Below are 21,493 nucleotides of genomic sequence, written 5' to 3' on the forward strand. Positions count from 1 at the left end.
ATAACGTTGTTATATTCTGCTGAAATATAACACGGTTATATGGTGGTGTCCGTGGATGCAGAGACGATCACCGGCCAGGGCCTGGCGCTGCTGAAGCAGCACGGATTGGCCGGTGTGACCTTCCGCAAGCTCACCGCCGACCTCCAGGTCAAGGCGCCGGCCATCTACTGGCGATTCAAGGACAAGCGCGAGTTGCTGGAAGCCATGGCCGAGGCGATGCTGCAACAGCAGTTCGGCGAGCTGTCGCCGATGCCGCCCGGCCTGGACTGGCGGCCGTGGCTGCGCGAGATGCTGCACTGCCTGCGCCGGGCCATGCTCGCTTACCCCGACGGCGCCCGGGTCGTGGCCGGCGCTCGGCCACCGAATACCCCCACGCTCGCCCGCATCCCCGAATACGGGTTGCGCGCACTGGAAGACAGCGGACTATCCCTGCCGCAGGCGGCCACCGTCATCTACACCGCTGTCCACTACACCTTCGGCCACGTCATCGAGGAACAGGACTCCGTCGACGCCCAGCCCACCGCGGAGTTCGCGCTGGCCTACCCGACCGTGGCCCGCACCATGCACGAGGGCCGCCACGCCGGCCTGACCGCCACGGACATCTTCGACGCCGGTCTGTCCCTGATCATCGGGAATCAGTGAGTATGGCCTGCCGTACTCGATCAGGCTGGCGCCACTCGCCTCGACATCCGTCGGAGACTCACTGCAGACCCGAGTGGCCGCAGCCATGGCCGCGGCACCGTAGACGCGATTCGTATCGGCCTCGCCCCGTGGCCGGTGTGTCCCAGGGGCGCGTCACCGGCTCATGAGAACGGGGTCCGGTGAACTGGTTCGAGTTCACCGGACCCCGCGCCTGCGCCGCCGGGACGAGCCCGGCGGAATGCTAGCCCGTCTGCATCTGGCGGACCTGCTGGCGGACCTGGTGCAGCTGCAGTTCCCACTGCATGGCGCGGTCCTGCGACCGGCTGGACTGCTCCTCGGCCTGCTGGGCGAGCTGGGCGGCCTGATCGGCCTGGTCCTGCGCCGACTGGCACCGCTGGTTGGCCTGGTTGGCCTCGCTCTGGGCCTGCTGCGCCTGTCCCTGGGCGCGGTCGGCTTCGCTCTGAGCCTGCTGCGCCTGGTTCTGCGCCTGTTGTGCCTGCTGGCGGGCCTGTTGGGCCTGCTGGTTGGCCTGGTTGGCCGCATTCTGGGCGACCTGGGACTGGTGCTGGACCTGGCGGGCCTGCTGTTGCACCTGCCGAGCAAGGTTCTGCGCCTGCTGGGCGTACTGCCGAGCGCTCTGCGCTTCCTGCCGGATCTCATCCAGACCCAGCCGCAGCATCTCCAGGTTCTGGATATCCTGGCCGACGCCGTTGTTGCTGGTGCGGGTGGCAGTACTGGTGTCTTGCGCCATCTGAGCATCCTTTCAAAGGGGGGGTTTGAAACGGACCTACTCGTGGAGCGCTCATATCCTCGCACAGGCCGATACCGCACCACCCGTCACGTTTTGAGAAACACGGGGGAAATATTTTCCGGCGGCGCTGCCGGTCGCGGTTATCGGCCGCGACCGGGGTGTGACGGCGTCCGATGCGGTGTCCGTGAGGTCGCCGGATGCCGGACCGAGATCGCACCGTCACCATGGAGCCTGTTCTGTGTTCACAGTCCGAGCTTGGTGACGGCGTTGTCGGCGAGCGGGTCCGCGGTGCGAATGTAGCGGTGCACTGTGCGGGGGTTGCTCCATCGTCCCTGGCGCATGATCTCGCGGTCGGCCGCGCCGCCGAGGGCGGCCTGGGTGGCGAATCCGGCGCGCAGGGAGTGGCCGGAGAACAGTGCGGGGTCGAGTCCGGCCCGGGCGGCGTAGCGTTTGACGATTTCGGCGACTGCCCGCCCGGACAGGGGTGTCGTGCCCAGTCCGCCGTGTCGGTTGATCGCGGGGAACAGGGCTCGGTCGGGGGCGAGGCGGGTGTCGAGGGCGTATCCGTGGCACCGGTGGATGTGGGGGTCGCCGGTGGGAAGGTCGGCGATCCAGTCGCGTACACGCCGCGGGTTTTCGGTGTGTGCGGCGAGTAGGCGCAGCCAGTCGGCGCAGGCGCAGATGGGGCAGGTGGGCGCCTGCCGGCCCCTGGGCAGCGCGACCTGTTGTTCGGTGATGCCGGTGGGGTCGGTTTTGGTGGTGGGCAGGTGGATCACCAGGAGGGGTTCGCCGGTGCCGTGGTCGGTGCCGAACTGGATATCGGCGATCCGCAGTCCGGCGAGTTCGCTGCGGCGCAGTGCTCCGGCGAATCCGAGTAGTAGCAGCAGGGTGTCGCGGCGGCGGGCGGGTTCGCCGGGCCATCCCGGTTCGGGGAGTCCGGCGAGGAGTTCGGTGAGGGTGTGCAGCAGGATGGGCCGTTTGCGGTCGGGGCGGGCGCGGCGGGTGCGGCGGATTCCGCGCAGGGTGAGGCGGACGACGTCGCTGCGGGTGGGTGCGGGTAATCCGTTGGCGGCGTGGACGGCGGCTATGGCGGCGGATTTGCGTTCGAGTGTGGCGGGTCCGTAGGCGTGGCGTCCGTCGGTGGTGCGGGCGTCGGCGGCCGCGGCGAGGTAGACGGCGATGTCGAGGGGGTCGGCGGGGAGGGCGCAGCGGCTTTCGGTGGCGCACCAGGCTGCCCAGGCGATCCAGTCGGTGCGGTAGGCGCGCAGGGTGTTCGGGGATTGGGAGGCGGTGAGGTAGCGGCCGAGCGCGGTGGATTGTTCGGTGTCGAAGCGTTCGCGGACCTGGCGCAGGGCGGCGGTGTCGACGAGAACGCTGGTGACTCCGCGGCGGAGTTCGGTGCGGACGGTGTCGGGCAGTGCGTGGTCGATGTCGAAGTCGGTCAACGGGGCCCCTCGGCAATTAAGTAGCGGAATACGTTTGGTTGGCGCAAACGAAACGAAATGTATTGAAAACGAAGCGGTCTTCTCGAACCCTACCGCCCTAACCTCCGATAATGTTCACTTATCGGAGGTTAGGAACCAGGCGTCTCCGTCGAAGCAATTCGGGCCCAATTGGCATTCCGTTACGTTTAAATACGTAGAACGCCAACGTAATAACGCTACGATTCATCGGTGCCCACAGTCTGCAACTACCCCGGCTGCACCCGCCCGCTCGCTCGCCCTACGGGTCCCGGCCGCCCCTCCGAATACTGCGACCTCCCGGACCACACTCGATGGCGCGCATGGCGTGAACGGCAACGCCTGCAACAGGAGTCCATCACCCCCGCTGAGAACGTCACTGTGACGACCCAGGGTCCGGTGACCACCGCCCGGCTGCGGGCCGACGAGCTGCTCACCCAGTTCCGCACTCTCGCCGACCAGCTCGGCACCACCCTCAACGCCGCGGTCACCGAGATGTCCACTCTCGCCGACCCATCGGCGGCGGAAGCGCAGGTGCAAGCCGTGCAGGCCGATGCGTCGCGCCGGATCGCCGAAGCCGAGATGGCGGCCGCCGCGGCCGAAGGGTCACGCCGTGAAGCGCACGAGGCCCGAACCCTGGCGGAGGAAGCTGCCGAGGACGCCGCGCATACCGCCGAGACCGCGGAAGCGAATATCGCCGAAGCCCGTTCACACACAGCCGCGGCGAGGCGTGACCGCGACGAGGCGCTACGCGAGATCGAAAACGTCACCACCCAGGCCGCCGAGGACGTCTTCGCCGCCCGCACCGCAGCGGAGGAAGAGATCCGGGCCGCCCGTAGCGCGGCCGAGGCCGAGCGAGAACACCTCGAAGAGCGCTGCGCGCAGGAGGTGGCGCGGGCCCAGCGTGACGCCGCGGCCGAGGTCGAGCGAATGCGGCGCGAGTTCACCCAGCGTGAATCCGCCGCTGTCGCCGAACGAGACCTGGCGATACAGCGAGCCGCCGATATCGAACGTGCTCTCGAACGTGCGGAGCAGTCCGCCGCCGAACGCGCGCAGACGGCGCAGGAGATGCGCACGGAACTGCAGCGGTTACGCGCCGAGGCCGACTCGTTCCGTAGCGAACTCGCCGAATCCCGGCGTGGCGCGGCGGCGGACCTTTCCGCGGTCCGCGCCGAGGCCGGGACCCGGTTGGACAAAGCCCGGGAGGAGGCCGCGCAACGGATCGATGCGCTCGAACACGCCCGCGCTCAGACACTGGCCCGCGCCGAACGCGCGGAACGTCAACTCGATGATCTGCTCGCCGATCGACGGCCCCGGGCGGCGCATACGCCGGTCGCCGCCGGCGACGCGAGCTGACGGGGCAGAATCTCCACTATGGCTGTCATCCACCGCACGACTTTGGATCCGTCGAAAATGGAACTGCTGGCCCGCTGGCTACCGAGCCGACCGTGGTATTCCGGCCCCGGTAGGGCGGAGGACCTGCGCCGGGTGGGCGGGTTCCGCCTCGATGACCCGGCGGGCGCGGTGGGAATCGAGCTGTTGGCGGTATTCGATACCGGCAGCGCCGAGCCGATGACCTACTTCGTGCCGCTCGGTTACCGGGAGGGCGAACTGGCGAACGCCGCCGACGGGCTGCTCGGTACCGCCGAGCACGGGGTGTTGGGAACACGCTGGATCTATGACGGCAGCCGTGACCCGGTGGTCGTCGACCGGATGGTGGCGCTGCTGGCCGGCGGTGCCACACCGCAGCACGGCACCGACAGCGACACCCCCGATACGACCGTTCTCGTAGCCGCCGCCGATCTGCCCGCGGGTGGGTCGGCGGCGGTGTCGGCGGCGGAGAACCCGGTGGGCACCGATATCACCGTCGCCGACGGGATGCTGCGGGTGCACCGGGTGCTGGGCCGCGGGGAACCGGTGTTGCGGACCGGTCAGGTTCTGCTGCCCTGGACCGCTCCCGATGGCGCCACAGTACGCAGTGTGGTCCTCTCGGAGCTGCGATAGGGTTCCCCCGCCCCTGAACGCGTTTGGTGGTGTCCCGCCGGTGACCGGCGGGACACCACCAAGCGATTCCTGTGATTACTTCACGTACACGGTGTCGTAGAACTGCAGCGCCGCCGCGATCCCGACCGGGACGCCGATGAGCACAACGCCCGCGGCGACACCCAGGGTGACACCCACGGCCGCGCCGGTGATGCACAGACCGATCGGGCCGGCGAGGAAGGTCGGGACGACCAGCGGCAGCCCGATGACCGCGCCGGCGACACAGCCGAGTGCGCCGCCGATGAGGCTGCCCAGCAGCGTGCCAATACCGGTGGCCAGACCGAATTGGGTGGCCGCGGTGCTCAGGGCGCTGTCGAAATCTTCCGCCGCCACCGGTGCGAGCATGGCGGCGGGGCGGGCCAGAGCAGGATCGGTGCTGGGGGTGAAGGTCGCGGTGTTGCCGTCGACCTGCGCGGCGATCGGCCATTCCTTTCCGTCTTTGAGGTAGGTGAGCGGAAGCCCGGAGACGAGGCGGCCCTGGTCGTCGAGTACCTGGAACTGGTTGCCCTGCACGGTCAGCGACCCGGCGTCGGTGCGGAGTACGACCGAGCCGTCGACGATGCTGGCGGTGTAGTGGATACCGGGCAGGATGTCGGTCTGCAGGGTGGAGCCGTTGTCGGGCGCGGTCGGAACCGGCGCGGCGTAGGCGGTGGCGCTCGTGGCGCCGAGTGCGGCGACGGCGAGCAGGGAAGCGGCGATGTACCGGCGTGTTTGCATGTGTCTACAGCCTTTGTCTTGCACAGCGAATGGACGTCGAGTCACACCTGCACAATCCTCATCCAGGGTGTACTCGCTGGTCCGTACCGGCATACGCACCTGCCAGTTGATGGTCGGCGTGTTGTGTTGCCCGTGGTTACCCGCTGTGTTCCCATCGCGTTAACGTGTTAGCGAATTGTTGTGTGCCCGTTAACTTTGCGCTGCGCCGGTGATCACATCCGCAGGGGCAGACCGGCTTCGATGCGGGCGACTCGGTCGGCGTGGACGATATGGGCGCGTTCGAGCAGCGCGATGAGTCCGGTTTCGCCCTCGCGGATGCGGCGGGTGTATTTGCGCGGGAGCCGCGCGATCGTGCCCTCTTCGCCGATCATCTCGGCGTAGGTGCGTTCCCGCAGCGCCTGGTCGGCTTCGTAGCCGAGGTCGAGGTAGCGGGTGGCGTGCCGGCGGGCGTTGGACACCGCGGTCTGGGCGCGGCCGGCGGGACTGAGCAGGGATACCGCGACGGTCGCCAGCAGCACGACGACGATCACCGCCAGGGAGGCGCCGGTGGAGATTTCGGTGACCGGCACCGGGTCGCCGTGGTTGATGAACGGCACATTGTTCTCGTGCAGTGCCTGCAGCACCAGTTTGACCCCGATGAAGGCGAGGATCGCGGCCAGGCCGTAACCGAGGTAGATGAGCCGGTCCAGGAGTCCTTCGAGGAGGAAGAACAGCTGGCGTAGACCGAGCAGCGAGAACGCGGTCGCGGTGAAGACGATGAAGACGTTCTGGGTGAGGCCGAAAATGGCGGGTATCGAGTCGAGGGCGAACAGGACGTCGGTACCGCCGATGGCGACCATGGCCAGCAGCATCGGTGTCATCCGGCGGCGGCCGTCGATCATGGTGAACAATTTGTCGCCGTCGTAGTTGTCGCTGGTGCGCAGGAATCGGCGGGCCAGCCGGAGCACGATGTTGTCGCCGGCGTGGCTGTCCTCGCTCTCCGGTTTCAGCATGTTCCCGGCGGTGATCAGCAGTGCCGCGCCGAACACGTAGAACACCCAGGAGAACTGGTTGATGAGGGTGGCGCCGACGAATATGAAGCCGGTACGCACCACCAGCGAGAACACGATGCCGACGAGCAGAACTTTCTGCTGGGCGGCGCTGGGCACCCGGAAGGTGGTCATGAGGATGAGGAAGACGAACAGGTTGTCCACCGACAGTGCTTTCTCGGTGATGTATCCGGCGAAGTATTCGACCCCCATGGTGGTTCCGCCGAACCCCCAGACGGCGAATCCGAACGCGACCGCGACACCGATATAGGCGGCCGACCAGACCGCCGCCTCGGTGAGCGAGGGTGTGTGTGCGGTGCGGACATGGAAGAAGAAGTCGAACAGCAGCAGGGCCACGATCAATGCGAGCGCACACACCCATGCCAGCGCGGGAACGGACACGACGAGCCTCCTGACTGGTGCGCGTGTGAGGGGGTCGGGGCGACTGTAGCCCGGGACCGGCTCGCGGCAGCGGGTTTGCGCAGGTGGTGTCGGACGGTAGCGGTGTGGCCGGGTTACTCCGGGTGCGCCGGTTCCGGCGAGTCGGTGTGGGAGCGCACGGTGACCCGGTTGGCGGCGGGGTCGAACGCGAGCAGCGGTGGCGCGGCGTCGCTGTCTTCCGCGCGGTGCATGAGGGTGTGCTGCCGCTGTTCGAACTCGATGTGTTTCGACCCCTGGAACAGCGCGGAGACCTGTTCGAAGCCGGTGGCGGCCGCGGTGCGTGAGCCGTGGCGCCGGTTCCAGGGCAGGACACGGCCGCCGGTGAGCCGGTTGACGGCGACTTCGGCGAAGGCCAGACCGATCAGCAGGCATACCAGCCCGGGCACGGTCATCGCCCATACGATCCCCATGGCCGGAGTCTACGGCAGCGCGATGGGCGGACACTCTCGGCAAACGGGCGGCAATCAGAGCCTTCGGCCCATATCATTCTGCTATGCCGACCTACGAGGAAGCGGACGCTGCTCCGATGTTCGGCCGTGGTGTACGCCAGACGATGCTGGCGATGGGCGTGTGTTCGGTGGTGATCGGCGTCGCGACGGTGATCTGGCCGGACAAATCGCTGGGCACGGTCGGCAATCTGTTCATGTTCTCGCTGTTGTGCAGTGCGGTGACGTTGGCGGCGGTGGCGTTCGGGAGTCGGCTCGGGCGATTCCCGCGGTTTCTGTTGCTGGTCGCGGCGCTGGTATCGCTGGTGACCGCGACGCTGTGTTTCCGGGCGGGTGACTGGACGCTGCTGCTGGCGATGTGGCTGGGGCTGGCGTGGTCGGTGCGGGGGATCGCGCACGCGGTGGCCGGGGTGTGGGACGACGATGATGTGACCGGCCGCGGTAAGCAGGAGGTGTTCGGTCTGCTGACGCTCACTGCGGGCTTGGTGATCGCGATCGCCCCGTTCGACGATATTCAGACGTTGGCGCTGGTCGCCGGGTGCTGTATCACGGCATTCGGGGCGCTGGAGGTGTGGACGGCGGTGCGTTCACCGCTGGCCGTGCTCGGCGCTTCCCTGACTCCGGACGAGCATCTGACGACGGTGATCGCGAGTGCCGGCGGTTCCGGGGGACGCACCCGCGACTGACGCGCCGGATCGGCTTCGGTTTCGATACCCTTCCGGGTATGGCGATCATTACGAGCCATCGGATCATGCGCCTGCGTGCTCTCATCGAGCACCCCAATACCGGCGCCGACGAACGGGCGACAGCCCAGCGCATGCTGGACCGGATGCTGGACCGCTCCGGTTATTCGCCGACCGGTGACCGTACGTACGGTAATCGCCATCATCGGGTCGGCAAGCACGCCGATCTGCCGTCGGTGGCGGAGATGATCCGCGCCGATATCGCGTTGGGCCGGATCATGTTCGCGCCGCAGACACGCCTGGGTGAGCCGGCGATCCGCGATCCGCTCGGCGACGCCCCTGTGCAGATCGATATCTCGGTGGATCTGCCGCACCACGGATGCATCGATATCACCATCGACAACGTTCCCCGGGATTGGGGTTGGGTGATCGAGGACAGTATCGAGTGTGTCGGACCGCAGTTGCAGGAGTTGGCGACCGAGCTGGCCGACATCATGAACGGCTACAACTGCGACGGCAGTGATATCGCGAAACGTTTCTTCGGTCGTGTCCGCATCCCCGACATCACGCTCGTCTGGTAGAGCTGTCCGGTGGCGGCGGAATGAAACACCGACTGGGGTGGATCCGAGGTGCCTCAGGGGTTGTTCAGGTAGGTGAGGACGGCGAGGACGCGGCGGTTGTTGGTGCCGTCGTCGGTGATGCCGAGTTTGCCGAACAGGGAGGTCGTGTATTTGCTGATGGCGCTTTCGCTGAGGAAGAGCCGTTGGCCGATGGCCTGGTTGGACAGTCCTTCGGCCATGAGGCTGAGCACGGAGTGTTCGCGTTCGGTGAGCCGTTCGAGCCGTCGGTTCGAGGATCCGCTGCACAGTAGTTTGGCGATGACGGCCGGGTCCATGGCGGTCCCGCCGGCGGCGACGCGTTCCAGGGCGTCGATGAACTGATCGGCGTCGAAGACGCTCTCTTTGAGGAAGTAGCCGATGCCACCGGCGCCGTCGGCCAGGAGTTCGCGAGCGTACAACTGCTCGACGTACTGGGACAGGATGAGGACCGGCAGTCCGGGCAGTTCGCTGCGGGCGGCACGAGCCGCCCGCAGGCCCTCGTCCGACTGGGTCGGTGGCATGCGAACGTCGACGACGGCAACATCAGGCCGCCACGTCAACAGCGCGTGCAGCGTCTCGGGTCCGGTGGCTGCGGTCGCCACCACCTGGTGTCCGTATGCCTCGATGAGGCGAACGAGGCCGTCACGCAGGAGGTAGAGGTCTTCGGCTACAACGATTCGCACGGCACCATCATCCTCACCCGGGTCGGGCCGCCTTCCGGACTGGTGATCTCCAGAGTCCCGTCGAAGGCCGCGAGGCGTCGGCGCAGCCCCGAGATGCCGCCGTCGGCTCGCGGGCCGGCTCCGCCGCGGCCGTTGTCTTCGACATCGATGACGATGCCGGTGTCGTCCCGGGTGATGGAGATCCGGGCCTGGGTCGCACGGGCGTGCTTGACCGAGTTGGTCAGCAGTTCGGCGATGGCGAAGTACAGGGCGGACTCGATCGGCGGGTCCAGGCTGAGTTGAAGGTCTGCGCTGACAGCCGCTTCGAGCGGGCTGTCCAGGGCAAGAGCGCGAACGGCATCGATGAGCCCGCGGTCGTTCAGCACGGGCGGGTTGATTCCCCGGACCAGTTCGCGGAGCTCGGTCAGTGATGCGGTGGCTCCGGCTCGCGCTTCCCGCATCAGCGTCCTGGCCTGTTCAGGGTCGGTTTCCATCAGCTTCTCCGCAGTCGCCAAAGAGAGCCCGAGCCCGACCAGGCGGGCCTGCGCCCCGTCGTGCAGGTCTCGCTCGATCCGGCGGATCTCTGCGGTCTGAGCGACCGTCGCGTCCGCGCGCTGGGCGGTCAGCTCGTCCACCCGGTCCGCCAGCGCCGTCGCCGGCGACGGGCGCAGGAAGCGGACGGCCACTGGCTCGACACACCGCCAGGCATACGGAGCGCCGGCGACGGCCACGACCAGGCCGAGCGCCCCGACGACCTGCGCGGCGAGCCCCGGCCGGCCGAACCCGAAGACCGCCACGGCCACCCCGGCCGGCGGGAAGGACGCGACCACGCCCGCGGTGAGCGGCGCGATCGCCGTGAACCGCAGGTCGCGCCAGTTGGCGGGGTCGCTCCACCGGACCCGCCACTTCTGATCCAAGAGGGCATCGCGGCGGCTGCGGTTGTAGCTGAAGCCGTTCCACCAGTACCCGGTGGACATCCGCGTCACCGGCCCGGCCTGCCGGTATCCCGCGGGGATGACGGTGGCCGTCCACCTCGCGACGAGGAAGCGGACCATCCGGCAGACCGGGCGGGACAGGGCGAGCGTGCCCACGCACACCAGCACGGCCGGCGCGACCCACGACCACAGGTTTCCCGCCCCCCACCAGATCCCCAGCGCGACAGCGCCGACCCACACAGCCGGGACCAGCATGCTGATGACCGCCACGACGCACGCCCGTACGAACCCCACGCCGACGCGCGCCGGCCACGACCCCAGTTGTCTCATGATTCTTCCTTCGCATTCCGTTCGGTGCTCCCACTGTGCACCACGCGGAGCCCACTACCGCCCTGGTCAGCCCGATAGTGGGGCTGGCCCCACCCACCTGTGGGTCGAGACGGATAACGCGTCGGCCCGGCGCTTCCTAGCGTCGGTGAGCATGGAAACCGACAAGCACACGACTGAGGCGGCACTCGACGGCCCGCGCACCCGGAAAGCCTTCGCCACGGCGAAGAACAGCGTCAAGGTCTACGGCGCACTCGGCGCCGCCGCCCTCTTGGTGGTCATCGCGGTGTCGACCAGCGGTCAACCGGTGAACACGTTCATGTGGGTCCGGGCAGTCCTGCTGCCTGTAATCGCCGTGCTGATCTACCGGATGACCGTCTCCGCTTCGCGGGGATCCCGACGGTCCTTCGAGCGGGTGAGCGCGCTCTCCGTGATCATGCCGATCGCGATCATCGCCGTCGACCTGATCCCGGGTGTCTGCCCGCCGTGGTACACGGTCATGCAGGCCGTCTGCATGCTGCCCATCATCCAAGTCGCGTTCCTCACCCGGTGCTCCGCATTGCGCGCGGCCTTCCCCAAGTCACGCTGACCGGCGCGGATGTCATAGATGCCCGAGATTGCCCGCTCGTGCGCCGTTCAACTGGTGAACTCCCTCGAAACCACACATAGCCGTGTCGTGCTCAACGACGGCCGCCGCCCGGGTGGTGGGCGGCGGCGGTGGGCCACTCGTCGTTGCCTCGTCGTCATCGAGATCGACGGCGGGTCACGCAGGGGCCGCAGCCCGTCGCGCGGGACGAAGGCGGTGAGCTGCAGTGACGGGTCAGGAGGCGCAGAATTCGTTGCCTTCCGGATCTCGCATGACCCACCAGTGTCCCGCGGGTCCCTGGTCGAATTCCGCGACTCTGGTCGCCCCGAGCTGTTCGAGGCGCATCACGAGTTCGTCGAGACCGCCGGGCGCGCCGTGGATATCGATATGTAGCCGGTTCTTGACGGTTTTGGGTTCGGGAACATCGTGGAAGAGCAGTCGGCGGCCCTGTCCGATACCGGTGACGGGGTCGAACGGATCGTCGGGGTGGCGGACGGCGGCGAGGCCGCGGAACAACTTCCGGCCGCCGTGGTCGATAACGGCAGCGGGATCGATGTGCCCGGCGTCGAGCAGCTGTCCGATCAGGGTGCTCTGATCCTCCGGTTCGTATTCCAGTGCCGCGGCCCAGAAGCCCGCGATGGTGGGGGCGTCCGTGCTGTCGATGACGAGCTTCCAACCCAAGGTCATGTAACTAGTCATAATGGTTACCTGGATTCAGGTGCAACCCCCGGCCTGGCACTGCGCTCCCATACCGGTGCCGACTATCGCTTCGACCCCGGCGCCCTGTGCCTGGAACTACGACACGTTTTTTGAACAGTCGTCGTTTTCGGCCGACCTGGGCGTTCCCGTGTCCGAGCCCGTTTCGGACCGAGTGTTCAAGAAACGATCGATTGTTGGGCAATGCCCGGCCCCACAGAAGTCCGAGAAAATTCCGTGGGGCGAAGCCGGCGGACGAGGATCTCGCCGACCTGGACGATTCCGGGAACGCGGACATGGTGTGGCGGGGGTGGCGTTCAGACTGCGGTCTCGCGGACGGCGTCGGCGACCGCGGGGGAATCCTTGCGCAGGATCTTGGAGTGGTTACTGGCGACCTTCGCGCTGATCGTGATGTTCGAGTTGTGCGCGATGATCGGGTCGAGTACCTTCCGACCCTCTTCCATCTCATCGTTCTCGCTGCCGAGGCTATCTCCGGTGGCCAGGACGAACCGCACCGGGCGGGTCGCGCGTTCGAGCACCGGCACGCTGGCTGCGGCGATCTCGTTGAGTTCGATATTGGACTCGGCATGCTGGGCGGCGCTCATCCGCGCGGCCATCCCGAACGGGCGCGCCAGCGGCAACAGGAACCGCATCTTGTGGAACAGCTTGCGGATCCGCTCGGCGCCTTCTTCGCCGGTCAGGCCGTGCGGGAAGGCGTCCACGGTCACCACTCCCAGGATGCGGTCGGGGTTGCGGTCGGCCCAGTGCCAGCTCAGCACCCCGCCGTAGGACCAGCCCACCAGGATGATCGGCCCCGCCACGCCCCTGGCCGCGAGCACCGCATCGATATCGCGCAGGCACGCCTCGAAGGAGTAGTCCGCGGATTGCTTCGATTTGCCGCGGGCCCGCTCATCGAAGGTGATATGCCGGTAACCGGGGCCCAGATCGGCGATCACTTTCTTCCAGTGCGACCGGTCGGCGTAGGCGCCGTTCAAGTAGACGACCGGCCGGCCGGAGCCGCCGGTATCGGACACCGCCAGCGCGGTGTCCTCGACCGGCACCATGCCGGTCCACGCCGAAGTGGTCGAGTTATTGCTGATCCCTGCGTTGCTCATATGAATACAGTCGCTGGACCGGCTGACACCGGCCTGACAGCGCTCTGACACACCACCCTGACACACCGGCCCGGCACGTACAGCGTCGGACATGCCCAAATCCCCGTCTCGAAACCTTGGTAATGAGACTGCGGCCAGTCATCCTCGGGCTGATTTTCGGAGTGTCAGATCGCTACGGCATCATCCACAGATGCAGTCGTTCTCGGAACGCCACGGTTACGTCAAAGTCCGGTCCGTAGCCCAGGTCGAGGAGATGGATACCCCTCTTCGCACGGCCCGACCTTCCTTGTCTACGTGGAGCCCGTCCGAGCCAGCTACGGACAGAGCTATAAGCACTTCCAGTTCATCTGGTCTGGACTGATGGGTGGGGAGCTGGATCGGTTCCCCACCTTTTTCAACCAGTCGCTGAAGGATTGGATTCTGAATGAACCGTGGCACAGGGTCTATGACCTTCTCGACTACCTGAACAGCTACGAGGATCAGAGCAAGCTCTACAACGCGGTGCTCGAACAGCACCTCGCGGGATACCGATTGCTGAACGGACGCATCATCCCGATCTCCGACAGCCACGAGCTCACGGAGATCGAGTCGGCCGTGACGCTTGGGAGCGACCCGGTAAAACACCATCTGCAGCAGGCAATCCAGCTGCTATCCGACCGAGATACGCCGGATTACCCGAACTCGATCAAAGAATCGATCAGCGCTCTTGAGGCATTCCTCTTGCCGATCACGGGCAAGAACACCCTCGGCCAGGCATTGGCCGAGCTGAAGGCCAAGCGGGTTGCGGCTGGTCGGTTCGAACACAAGGCGCTGCTCGGTGCCTGGGCCCAGCTCTACGGCTGGAGCAGCGACGAAAGCGGTATTCGCCATGGCGGGGAGACTGTCCCGCACGAGGCCATCACCCAGTCGCTGGCTCGCTACATCCTCATCACTTGCGCGGCGTTCATCAACCTCATGACCGCCGAACAGGCTGTTTCCGCGCTGTAGGGCACTCGTGCCCCGGTCGGTTGTCGACCGAGATTGCGCGGGGTCAGTTCCGCGTCGGAACCTCGCGCAGATCCGATCCGATCGGCGTGATGTCCGGGATCTCCCCGGCTGCCAGCACCGCGTGTGTCAATGGGCGCAGTAGTCGCACCAGTTCGTCGCGTTCACCGGGGGTGAGCACTTCGTACGCCGGGGCGGCCAGCGCATCGGTCCGGGCCTCGATCTCGGCTTTGACCGCTGCCCCCGCGTGCGTGGGGCCGTCGTCTCCGATCAGGCCTCTGGCCCGCAGCGAGTCCAGGCAGGTGTGCCATTCCTCGTCGTCGAAATCGCGCGACACGGTGTAGATATGGCGTGGGGTCCCGTGGGACATCGCCTGGAGTACATGCGATTCCCGGCCCTTGATTCCAGTCGCCAGCAGGGCGGCGACATGTCCGTCGCCGCGATGTTCCCGTAACAGCGACGCGGCGTGCCACAACCGGGCGACCGGCTCGTCCGGTTCCGGTAGCGCCCGATTGGCGGCGAACAGCGCCCGCCCCTCGGTGGGCGCCGCGGCGGCCGCTCGGGAGGCCAATTCCGCCGCCGTCGCCACGTCGGGATTGTCGGCCAGCTCCCCGAACTGTCGGCGCAGCGCGGCGCTCGATCCCTTCTCCCGGGCGGTGAGCGCCGCCTCCGGCGGTGCGAACTCCCAGGCCGAGGGCAGGGCCCGGCGCACCCGTTCGACGGTGAAGTTGTAGAACAGCGCGTGCACGACCTCGGGTTGGACGGCGCCGAGCGGGGCCGCGCGGCCGGCGAAGTAACCCATCCAGAATCCCCGGTAGCCTGCCGATTTCAGGGCCTGCAACGGCTCGGGTGAGAAGTAGGTGACGGCGTGCAGGGGTTCGAGCAGGCGCCAGGCCTGCCGCGTGAACTCGGGGAGTGCGGTGCTCATGGCGCCACGCTACGCGCGGGGCCGCCGATGAGCGGCCACCGCGCGAGTATTCATGCCGGCCAGGTGAATTCGGGATCGGTCTCGTAGTCGCGACGCCGCTGGTCCAGTGCCATCGCGACCATTTGGTGGGCGCCGGGCCCGATGATCGTGCGCAGCGGCGGGTCGGTCATATCCACCAGTCGCAGTACCGCGGCCGCGGCGACTGCCGGGTCGGCGTCCACCCATTCCGGATCCGGCTGCTCGTCCGCGGCGACCGGCACGGCCTGCGGGTCGGGGTAGTTCGCGGTACCCAGTACCGCGGACCGCAGTTCGTCGTAGGCCGGGTTCGCGTTCGCGAATTTCATGCTCGATCCGGCCCAGTCGGTGGCGAATCCGCCCAGTTGCGCGATCGTGACGGCGATACCGAACGGGCGCAGCTCGTCGGCAAGCGCTCCGCTGTACCCCTCCAGCGCCCATTTTCCGGCGTTGTACATGCTGAACAGCGGCATGCTGCCGACGGCGCCGACGGTGGAGATCTGCACGATATGGCCGTGGCCCTGCTCGCGCAGCCGGGGGAGTGCCGCCTGGGTGACCCATACGGCACCGTAGAAGTTGGTGTCCATCTGGTCGCGTATCTGGGTTTCGGTGAACTCTTCGGCCGCGCCGACGAGACCGTAACCGGCATTGTTGACGATGACGTCGAGCGCTCCGGTGACGGTGAACGCCTGCCGCACCGTCGCGTGTACGTTCTCGCGGTCCCGGACGTCGAGGGGTAGCACGGTGAGACGGTCCTGGGTGAGGTCGCGCAGGGTCTGTGGATCGCGGGCGGTGCCCACGACATGATCGCCGTGAGCGAGCGCCGCTTCGGTGAAGGCGCGGCCGAGGCCGCGGTTGGCGCCGGTGATGAACCAGGTTCTGGTCACGGAGACCCCTTTCGGAACGAGACGTTTCGTCTCGACAGAGAGTGCCACCGGAGCCTCGCACTGTCAAGACGAGACGTTTCGTCTCGTGGATGCTAGGGTCGGCGCATGGCAGACACACCCGCCACCCGGCGCAGCCACCGCTCCCGCGCCGCGATCCTCTCGGCCACCACCGATCTCATCGGTGAGGTTCCCTACGCGAAACTCACCATCGAATCCATCGCCGCCCGCGCCGGAGTGGGCAAGCAGACGATCTACCGCTGGTGGCCGTCGAAAGGGGCGGTGGTGTTCGAGGCTATGCTCGAATCCGATGCCGGCCCCGAAGGCCTGGCCCTTCCCGACACCGGCGATATCGCCGTGGACCTGCGCGCACTGCTGCGCGGGTCGATCGCGGCCCTGACGGACCCCGGTACGGAGGCCTTCTTGCGCGCGTTGTCCGTAGAGATCCAACAGGATCCCGACCTGGCCGGCACCTACCGGGAGCGGCTGCTCCTGCCGCAGCGCGCCGCCGTCGCAGTCCGACTCGCGACCGCGGTCGAGGCGGGTGAGCTGCGCCGCGACCTGGATCTCGAACTCGCGATCGATCTCCTGCTCGGGCCCATCCAGATGCGGTGGTCCCTGGGCCTGGGCGGCCTCACCACCGCCTATGCGGACGCAGTACTGGAAGCCGCCGTCACCTACCTGCGCGCCTGAGGGCGCAGGTCAACCTCACCCCGGAGGCTGCTGGGAATCGCGTAGGTTCCGAGGGTGCCGCCGAGGTCGAGCACGCGGAAGGAGCAGTGGTCGCCGATGCCGAGATGCATACGGATGAACGCTGACTCGATGGACGACAGCGCGCCCGGGAGTCCACGACTCCCGGGCGCGCTGTGGTTATCCGGTCACACGAGGGGCCGGATCAGACCAGATCGAACCGGTCCGCGTTGATCACCTTGTTCCAAGCCGATACGAAGTCGCGCACGAACTTCTCCTTCGCGTCGTCGGCCGCGTACACCTCGGCCACCGCGCGCAGTTCGGAGTTCGAGCCGAACAGCAGGTCGTAACGGGTTCCGGTCCACGTGACCTCGCCGGTCGCGGTATCGCGGGCCTCGAAGGTCTCCTGGGATTCGTCGGTGGACTTCCACTCGACACCCATATCGAGCAGGTTCACGAAGAAGTCGTTGGTCAACGTCCCGACGTTTTCGGTGAACACACCTTGCTTCGACTGCTTGTAGTTCGCACCCAGCACCCGCAGACCGCCGATCACCACGGTCAACTCCGGTGCGGTCAGGCCCAGCAGGTTCGCGCGGTCGATCAGCAGATGCTCTGCGGGCAGCCGGTGTCCCTTGCCGATGTAGTTACGGAAACCGTCGGCGCGAGGTTCGAGCACCGCGAACGAATCCACGTCCGTCTGCTCTTGGAGCGCGTCGTTACGCCCGGGCGTAACCGGTACGGTGATCTGCACTCCGGCCGCTTGCGCGCCCTGCTCGACACCGGCGGCGCCCGCGATCACGATCAGATCGGCCAGCGATACCTTCTTGCCGCCGGACTGGCCGCCGTTGAACGCCTCCTGGATCTTCTCCAGCGCGCTGAGCACGGTGGACAGCTGCTCGGGTTCGTTGATGTCCCAGCTCCTCTGCGGCTCCAGCCGGATGCGGGCGCCGTTCGCGCCGCCGCGCTTATCGCTGGACCGGAACGTCGAGGCCGACGCCCATGCGGTGGACACCAGTTGCGGCACCGTCAGGCCGGTGGCCAGCACCTGTTCCTTGAGCGCGGCGATATCGGCCTCGTCGATCACCTCGAAGTCCACTGCGGGGATCGGGTCCTGCCAGATCTGGATCTCGGCGGGGACCTCGGCGCCCAGGTAGCGCTCGATCGGACCCATATCGCGGTGGGTCAGCTTGTACCAGGCGCGGGCGAACGCGTCGGCGAACTGGTCCGGGTTCTCCAGGAACCGGCGCGAGATGGGCTCGAACTCGGGATCGAACCGCAGCGCCAGATCGGTGGTCAGCATCATCGGCTTCTTGCGCCCGGACTCGTCGTGCGCGTCCGGGATGATGGCCTCGCTGTCCTTGGCCACCCACTGGTTCGCGCCCGCCGGACTCTTGGTGAGTTCCCATTCGTTGCCGAACAGGATCTCGAAGAAGTCGTTGGTCCACTGCGTCGGCTTGGTGGTCCAGGTGACCTCCAGGCCACTGGTGATCGCGTCGCCGGCCTTACCGGAGGCGTACGCGCTCTTCCAGCCGAAACCCTGCTGTTCGATGGACGAGCCTTCGGGCTCGGCGCCGACCAGGTCGGCGTCGCCGGCGCCGTGGGTCTTGCCGAAGGTGTGCCCGCCGGCGATCAGCGCGATGGTTTCCTCGTGGTCCATCGCCATCCGGCTGAAGGTTTCCTTGATGTCCACGGCGGCGGCCAGCGGATCCGGGTTGCCGTTCGGGCCTTCCGGGTTCACATAGATCAGGCCCATCTGGACCGCGCCCAGCGGGCTCTCCAGATCGCGTTCACCGGTGTAGCGCTCATCGTCGAGCCACACCGACTCCGGTCCCCAGTAGACGTCCTCGTCCGGTTCCCACAGGTCGGCGCGGCCGCCGGCGAATCCGAAGGTCTCGAATCCCATGGACTCCAGCGCGACATTGCCGGCGAAGATCATCAGGTCGGCCCAGGACAGCTTCTTGCCGTACTTCTTCTTCACCGGCCACAGCAGCCGACGGGCCTTGTCCAGGTTGCCGTTGTCGGGCCAGCTGTTCAGCGGCGCGAAGCGCTGCATACCGCCGCCGCCACCACCGCGGCCGTCGATGGTGCGGTAGGTGCCGGCGCTGTGCCACGCCATCCGGATCATCAGCGGGCCGTAGTGGCCGAAGTCGGCGGGCCACCAGTCCTGCGAGTCGGTGAGAACCTCGGTGATATCGCGACGGACCTCGCTCAAGTCGAGGCTTGTGAACTCCGTGGCGTAGTCGAAATCCGGTTCCATCGGATCCGACGCGGGGGCGTTCTTTCGCAGGATCTTCAGGTTGAGCTGGTTGGGCCACCAGTCACGGTTGCCGGCACCCGTCGTCGGGTGTTTGGCCGCGAACGGGCACTGACCTGTGGTGGTATCGGACACTGCGTTCCTTCCGGTGAACAGGAGTCATTTCGGGCTGGGAGATGACGAACAGGTGGGGCACAGGCCCCAATAGATGACCTCGGCCTCCTCGATCGTGAAGCCGTGATCGTCGGAGGCGGTGAGGCACGGTGCGGGACCGGTGGCGCAATCGACGTCGGCGATCACGCCGCAGGACCGGCATACGAGGTGGTGATGGTTGTCGGCGACCCGGGTTTCGTATCGGGCCACGGAACCGGTGGGCTGGATACGGCGGAGCAGGCCCGCGGTAGTCAGTGCGCGCAGCACGTCGTACACGGCCTGATGTGAGACCGCACCCAGGGATTCGCGCACGTGGCCGATGATCGCGTCGGTGTCGGCGTGGGGATGGTCGCGGACCACGCTCAGTACCGCGAGCCGCGGCGCGGTCACACGCAGCGCGGCCTCGCGCAACATGTTCTCGAACTCCGCGGTCGTGGTCACGATCCGAAACTAACACGATTTTCTGGAATCAATCAAGTATCTGGTTGTATCCAGATAAGGTCGGGAGCCATGCGGCTCGTCGACACGACCTCGCCCGGATCGACGCGCCTCGTGAACGAACTCGATCCCGACCAGGAGGAGCAGAATATATGCGATTCACGTTCCGCCGCAGGATAATCACCGCAATCGGTGCGGCCGCCGCGATCACCGCCACGAGCGCGACCGTTCTCGCCCCGGCCGCCACGGCCCGGCCCAGCTACTACGACCCCGAACTCACCCCGTGCGGCTATCTGTTCCGGACGCCGCTGGACCCGCCCCGGCACGGCACCTCGGTGTACTGGAGTCCGTTCGGCACCGCCGGCATCGTCTGCTACGACAACGGAACCGGTCTTGCCGACTACTACCAACGCGACCCATCGGGCGCCTGGCACGATATGAACGAACTGGCCCGCGGTCAGTTCTTCTACAGCGTCTTCGCCACCGGAATCCCGAACGGCGCGCACTGGCGTTGACACCACCCGCGGCCCGCGCACCGCGGGTTCGGTCCCCACCGAAACGCGGCGGCGGCCGGAGCCGGAAACACGCAGGCACGTGCCCCGCAGTTCCGCGAAGTCGCTTCGGGTAATACCGAGGTATTATCGTGACCAGTCGTGGAGTACGAATGGCACGCGTCCAGCGAACCGTTCCTTCGGCACTTCGAGGTCGCGGCCTGGGAAGTGGTGGAGGTGCTGTATTCGCCGCGGCGCTGGTCGCGACCGGCGAGCACCGACCAGGGACTGGCGGTCCTCACCATATGGGGCCGCACCGACGACGGACGGCCCCTGGTTGTGGTGTTGCGGCCTCGTTCGTACCCCGACCGGTGGCAGATTCTCATGGCCGCACCCATGGGAGCCCACCAGCTCGCCGAGTTCACCGCATGGGAGGCGAACCGAGATGAATAACGAACACGAACCCGGATATCCGCGCAGCGCCGCGGACGCCGAGCAGTTCCTCAACGGCCTGACCTTCGACGACACCGCGTCGGTGCCGTCGCTGCCACCGACGACCGACGAGATCGAGCGCGGCATGGTGACCACCTCCGTGAAACTGCCGCAGGATATGCGTGACCGACTCCGCGACGCCGCCGCGGCGCATTGCGTCACCCCGTCCATGCTCATCCGGCAGTACATCGAGCTGGGCCTGTCCGGTGAACAACCGGAGCGGATGATCCCGCTGTCCGACGCTATCCGCGTCCTGTCCAGTCTCCGGCCCACCGCCTGAACCTGCGCCGTCGCCCTCGCCGCATGCGGGATGCCCGGGACAGCTTCACCCGAAGGACGTGATGCTTCCCGTCCGCATCCCGGGCATTGTCACGCCGTCGAGTTGATTCCGGGCAGGAGCGGGCGCCGGCCCCGAGGTGCTGCGGCCGTGTCGCCGCCCCTGCCGTGACGATAGGACGATAGGAGGGGCAACCGGTGTTGCGCGATGGGCGACCGAACACGAACTGACTGCCCACTCCGCGGGGTCACGATGCGCCCCCCGCACAGTTCTGGACGGCCGCCGCATACGCCCGTGCCGCGCGAGGTCTGGTCGCGCACGTGGCCGATGACCACTCGGGTGCACCGGCGCCGCGCCGTGTATCGGATTCGGCTCGGTTCATCGACAGCACCCGATCATTCGCTCCGAGCCGCACCGATTGCCCGGTCCGCTGAAAAACCGCCGAAAAATCGAACCCGCTGCGCGGCCACCGCACCAGTACAGAGCGCCCTCTTTCAATACACGTTGCGGTCCTCGCTCGAACTTGCTTATCATTGGCTTCTCAAGCTGGTCGCCGAGATCGCGATGGCGCTCCGACGACTGCCGGTCCGATTGCCTTTACGAGGCAGATCGGCAAGATAGACGAATCCTCCAATTGTCGGGGTTGCGGGGAATCCGTAGCACGAATTCGACGACAGTGCGGTCGGTGAATTTATGCTGGAACAAAACTGGTATCTGGGTACGCCACGTCCAGAAGACGATTTGGTGCAACCGATG

General features: G+C 67.0%; 24 protein-coding genes. 11 read left to right on the forward strand and 13 right to left on the reverse strand.

Annotation, left to right across the window (positions count from 1 at the left end):
• Positions 1–51 precede the first annotated feature (51 nt).
• Positions 52–642: a TetR/AcrR family transcriptional regulator C-terminal domain-containing protein gene (locus OG804_RS06805; RefSeq protein WP_328395007.1), complete on the forward strand. Its 591-nt coding sequence runs from the start codon at positions 52–54 to the stop codon at positions 640–642.
• A gap of 241 nt (positions 643–883) precedes the next feature.
• Here the strand turns inward: OG804_RS06805 and OG804_RS06810 are convergent, their stop codons facing one another.
• Both OG804_RS06810 and OG804_RS06815 read right to left on the reverse strand, forming a co-directional pair.
• A complete protein-coding gene (locus OG804_RS06810) occupies positions 884–1,393 on the reverse strand; it encodes a hypothetical protein (protein WP_328395009.1) in 510 nt (169 codons plus the stop codon).
• Between the two features lie 242 nt (positions 1,394–1,635).
• On the reverse strand, positions 1,636–2,838 hold the full coding sequence (locus OG804_RS06815) for a site-specific integrase (protein ID WP_328395011.1): 1,203 nt from the start codon (positions 2,836–2,838) through the stop codon (positions 1,636–1,638).
• 228 nt (positions 2,839–3,066) lie between these two features.
• Here OG804_RS06815 and OG804_RS06820 point away from each other — a divergent pair, with 228 nt between their 5' ends.
• A complete protein-coding gene (locus tag OG804_RS06820; protein ID WP_328395013.1) occupies positions 3,067–4,209 on the forward strand; it encodes a hypothetical protein in 1,143 nt (380 codons plus the stop codon).
• An 18-nt stretch (positions 4,210–4,227) separates the two neighbouring features.
• Positions 4,228–4,857 (forward strand): maltokinase N-terminal cap-like domain-containing protein, encoded by a 630-nt coding sequence (locus OG804_RS06825; RefSeq protein ID WP_328395015.1) that lies wholly within the window; start codon positions 4,228–4,230, stop codon positions 4,855–4,857.
• A 75-nt stretch (positions 4,858–4,932) separates the two neighbouring features.
• On the opposite strand, the gene OG804_RS06830 is transcribed toward OG804_RS06825, so the two are convergent.
• The 3 genes from OG804_RS06830 to OG804_RS06840 form a co-directional block, all read right to left on the reverse strand.
• Positions 4,933–5,613, reverse strand: coding sequence for a hypothetical protein (locus OG804_RS06830; RefSeq protein ID WP_328395017.1), 681 nt, complete (start codon positions 5,611–5,613; stop codon positions 4,933–4,935).
• Between the two features lie 212 nt (positions 5,614–5,825).
• On the reverse strand, positions 5,826–7,043 hold the full coding sequence (locus tag OG804_RS06835; protein ID WP_328395019.1) for a TerC family protein: 1,218 nt from the start codon (positions 7,041–7,043) through the stop codon (positions 5,826–5,828).
• A 113-nt stretch (positions 7,044–7,156) separates the two neighbouring features.
• Positions 7,157–7,492 (reverse strand): DUF6191 domain-containing protein, encoded by a 336-nt coding sequence (locus OG804_RS06840; RefSeq protein ID WP_328395021.1) that lies wholly within the window; start codon positions 7,490–7,492, stop codon positions 7,157–7,159.
• 83 nt (positions 7,493–7,575) lie between these two features.
• On the opposite strand from OG804_RS06840, the gene OG804_RS06845 reads away from it, so the two are divergent.
• Positions 7,576–8,214 (forward strand): DUF308 domain-containing protein, encoded by a 639-nt coding sequence (locus OG804_RS06845; protein ID WP_328395023.1) that lies wholly within the window; start codon positions 7,576–7,578, stop codon positions 8,212–8,214.
• Positions 8,215–8,252: 38 nt separating this feature from the next.
• The gene (locus tag OG804_RS06850; RefSeq protein WP_328395025.1) at positions 8,253–8,792 is read left to right on the forward strand and encodes a hypothetical protein; all 540 of its coding nucleotides are present in this window, start codon (positions 8,253–8,255) and stop codon (positions 8,790–8,792) included.
• Positions 8,793–8,845: 53 nt separating this feature from the next.
• Here the strand turns inward: OG804_RS06850 and OG804_RS06855 are convergent, their stop codons facing one another.
• Complete coding sequence (locus OG804_RS06855) at positions 8,846–9,493, reverse strand: response regulator transcription factor (RefSeq protein ID WP_328395027.1); 648 nt, start codon at positions 9,491–9,493, stop codon at positions 8,846–8,848.
• Positions 9,478–10,737, reverse strand: a complete 1,260-nt coding sequence (locus OG804_RS06860; protein ID WP_328395029.1) for a sensor histidine kinase — start codon at positions 10,735–10,737, stop codon at positions 9,478–9,480. The genes OG804_RS06855 and OG804_RS06860 overlap by 16 nt, the downstream gene beginning before the upstream one ends.
• A 151-nt stretch (positions 10,738–10,888) precedes the next feature.
• Here OG804_RS06860 and OG804_RS06865 point away from each other — a divergent pair, with 151 nt between their 5' ends.
• Complete coding sequence (locus tag OG804_RS06865) at positions 10,889–11,323, forward strand: hypothetical protein (RefSeq protein ID WP_328395031.1); 435 nt, start codon at positions 10,889–10,891, stop codon at positions 11,321–11,323.
• 231 nt (positions 11,324–11,554) lie between these two features.
• Here the strand turns inward: OG804_RS06865 and OG804_RS06870 are convergent, their stop codons facing one another.
• Positions 11,555–12,019: a VOC family protein gene (locus OG804_RS06870; RefSeq protein WP_328395033.1), complete on the reverse strand. Its 465-nt coding sequence runs from the start codon at positions 12,017–12,019 to the stop codon at positions 11,555–11,557.
• 314 nt (positions 12,020–12,333) lie between these two features.
• Complete coding sequence (locus tag OG804_RS06875) at positions 12,334–13,131, reverse strand: alpha/beta fold hydrolase (RefSeq protein WP_328395035.1); 798 nt, start codon at positions 13,129–13,131, stop codon at positions 12,334–12,336.
• Between the two features lie 360 nt (positions 13,132–13,491).
• On the opposite strand from OG804_RS06875, the gene OG804_RS06880 reads away from it, so the two are divergent.
• Positions 13,492–14,118, forward strand: a complete 627-nt coding sequence (locus OG804_RS06880; RefSeq protein ID WP_328395037.1) for an AbiJ-NTD4 domain-containing protein — start codon at positions 13,492–13,494, stop codon at positions 14,116–14,118.
• A gap of 43 nt (positions 14,119–14,161) precedes the next feature.
• Here OG804_RS06880 and OG804_RS06885 read toward each other — a convergent pair whose 3' ends face one another.
• Entirely contained in the window at positions 14,162–15,043 is an 882-nt protein-coding gene (locus OG804_RS06885) for an SCO6745 family protein (RefSeq protein WP_328395039.1), read from the reverse strand.
• 50 nt (positions 15,044–15,093) lie between these two features.
• The gene (locus OG804_RS06890; RefSeq protein ID WP_328395041.1) at positions 15,094–15,945 is read right to left on the reverse strand and encodes an SDR family NAD(P)-dependent oxidoreductase; all 852 of its coding nucleotides are present in this window, start codon (positions 15,943–15,945) and stop codon (positions 15,094–15,096) included.
• A gap of 105 nt (positions 15,946–16,050) precedes the next feature.
• On the opposite strand from OG804_RS06890, the gene OG804_RS06895 reads away from it, so the two are divergent.
• The gene (locus tag OG804_RS06895) at positions 16,051–16,635 is read left to right on the forward strand and encodes a TetR/AcrR family transcriptional regulator (RefSeq protein ID WP_328395043.1); all 585 of its coding nucleotides are present in this window, start codon (positions 16,051–16,053) and stop codon (positions 16,633–16,635) included.
• A 202-nt stretch (positions 16,636–16,837) separates the two neighbouring features.
• Here the strand turns inward: OG804_RS06895 and katG are convergent, their stop codons facing one another.
• Both katG and OG804_RS06905 read right to left on the reverse strand, forming a co-directional pair.
• Positions 16,838–19,021 carry a catalase/peroxidase HPI gene (gene katG / locus OG804_RS06900; RefSeq protein ID WP_328395045.1) on the reverse strand — a complete coding sequence of 728 codons (2,184 nt, stop codon included), beginning with the start codon at positions 19,019–19,021 and terminating at the stop codon, positions 16,838–16,840.
• 24 nt (positions 19,022–19,045) lie between these two features.
• Positions 19,046–19,453 (reverse strand): Fur family transcriptional regulator, encoded by a 408-nt coding sequence (locus OG804_RS06905; protein WP_442941857.1) that lies wholly within the window; start codon positions 19,451–19,453, stop codon positions 19,046–19,048.
• A 176-nt stretch (positions 19,454–19,629) separates the two neighbouring features.
• Here OG804_RS06905 and OG804_RS06910 point away from each other — a divergent pair, with 176 nt between their 5' ends.
• The 3 genes from OG804_RS06910 (at position 19,630) to OG804_RS06920 (ending at position 20,740) form a co-directional block, all read left to right on the forward strand.
• On the forward strand, positions 19,630–19,992 hold the full coding sequence (locus tag OG804_RS06910; protein WP_328395049.1) for a hypothetical protein: 363 nt from the start codon (positions 19,630–19,632) through the stop codon (positions 19,990–19,992).
• A 138-nt stretch (positions 19,993–20,130) separates the two neighbouring features.
• A complete protein-coding gene (locus OG804_RS06915; RefSeq protein WP_328395051.1) occupies positions 20,131–20,421 on the forward strand; it encodes a hypothetical protein in 291 nt (96 codons plus the stop codon).
• Positions 20,414–20,740 carry a CopG family transcriptional regulator gene (locus OG804_RS06920; protein ID WP_328395054.1) on the forward strand — a complete coding sequence of 109 codons (327 nt, stop codon included), beginning with the start codon at positions 20,414–20,416 and terminating at the stop codon, positions 20,738–20,740. The genes OG804_RS06915 and OG804_RS06920 overlap by 8 nt, the downstream gene beginning before the upstream one ends.
• Positions 20,741–21,493: the final 753 nt, after the last annotated feature.

The sequence above is a fragment of the Nocardia sp. NBC_00416 genome, assembly GCF_036032445.1.
Classification (GTDB): domain Bacteria; phylum Actinomycetota; class Actinomycetes; order Mycobacteriales; family Mycobacteriaceae; genus Nocardia.

Coding starts and splice junctions, on each gene's coding strand:
- OG804_RS06810 (WP_328395009.1), bottom strand. CDS start 1,393: ATGGCGCAAGACACCAGTACTGCCACCCGCACCAGCAACAACGGCGTC.
- OG804_RS06825 (WP_328395015.1), top strand. CDS start 4,228: ATGGCTGTCATCCACCGCACGACTTTGGATCCGTCGAAAATGGAACTG.
- OG804_RS06830 (WP_328395017.1), bottom strand. CDS start 5,613: ATGCAAACACGCCGGTACATCGCCGCTTCCCTGCTCGCCGTCGCCGCA.
- OG804_RS06840 (WP_328395021.1), bottom strand. CDS start 7,492: ATGGGGATCGTATGGGCGATGACCGTGCCCGGGCTGGTATGCCTGCTG.
- OG804_RS06845 (WP_328395023.1), top strand. CDS start 7,576: ATGCCGACCTACGAGGAAGCGGACGCTGCTCCGATGTTCGGCCGTGGT.
- OG804_RS06850 (WP_328395025.1), top strand. CDS start 8,253: ATGGCGATCATTACGAGCCATCGGATCATGCGCCTGCGTGCTCTCATC.
- OG804_RS06860 (WP_328395029.1), bottom strand. CDS start 10,737: ATGAGACAACTGGGGTCGTGGCCGGCGCGCGTCGGCGTGGGGTTCGTA.
- OG804_RS06865 (WP_328395031.1), top strand. CDS start 10,889: ATGGAAACCGACAAGCACACGACTGAGGCGGCACTCGACGGCCCGCGC.
- OG804_RS06870 (WP_328395033.1), bottom strand. CDS start 12,019: ATGACTAGTTACATGACCTTGGGTTGGAAGCTCGTCATCGACAGCACG.
- OG804_RS06875 (WP_328395035.1), bottom strand. CDS start 13,131: ATGAGCAACGCAGGGATCAGCAATAACTCGACCACTTCGGCGTGGACC.
- OG804_RS06880 (WP_328395037.1), top strand. CDS start 13,492: ATGGGTGGGGAGCTGGATCGGTTCCCCACCTTTTTCAACCAGTCGCTG.
- OG804_RS06885 (WP_328395039.1), bottom strand. CDS start 15,043: ATGAGCACCGCACTCCCCGAGTTCACGCGGCAGGCCTGGCGCCTGCTC.
- OG804_RS06895 (WP_328395043.1), top strand. CDS start 16,051: ATGGCAGACACACCCGCCACCCGGCGCAGCCACCGCTCCCGCGCCGCG.
- OG804_RS06905 (WP_442941857.1), bottom strand. CDS start 19,453: ATGTTGCGCGAGGCCGCGCTGCGTGTGACCGCGCCGCGGCTCGCGGTA.
- OG804_RS06910 (WP_328395049.1), top strand. CDS start 19,630: ATGCGATTCACGTTCCGCCGCAGGATAATCACCGCAATCGGTGCGGCC.
- OG804_RS06920 (WP_328395054.1), top strand. CDS start 20,414: ATGAATAACGAACACGAACCCGGATATCCGCGCAGCGCCGCGGACGCC.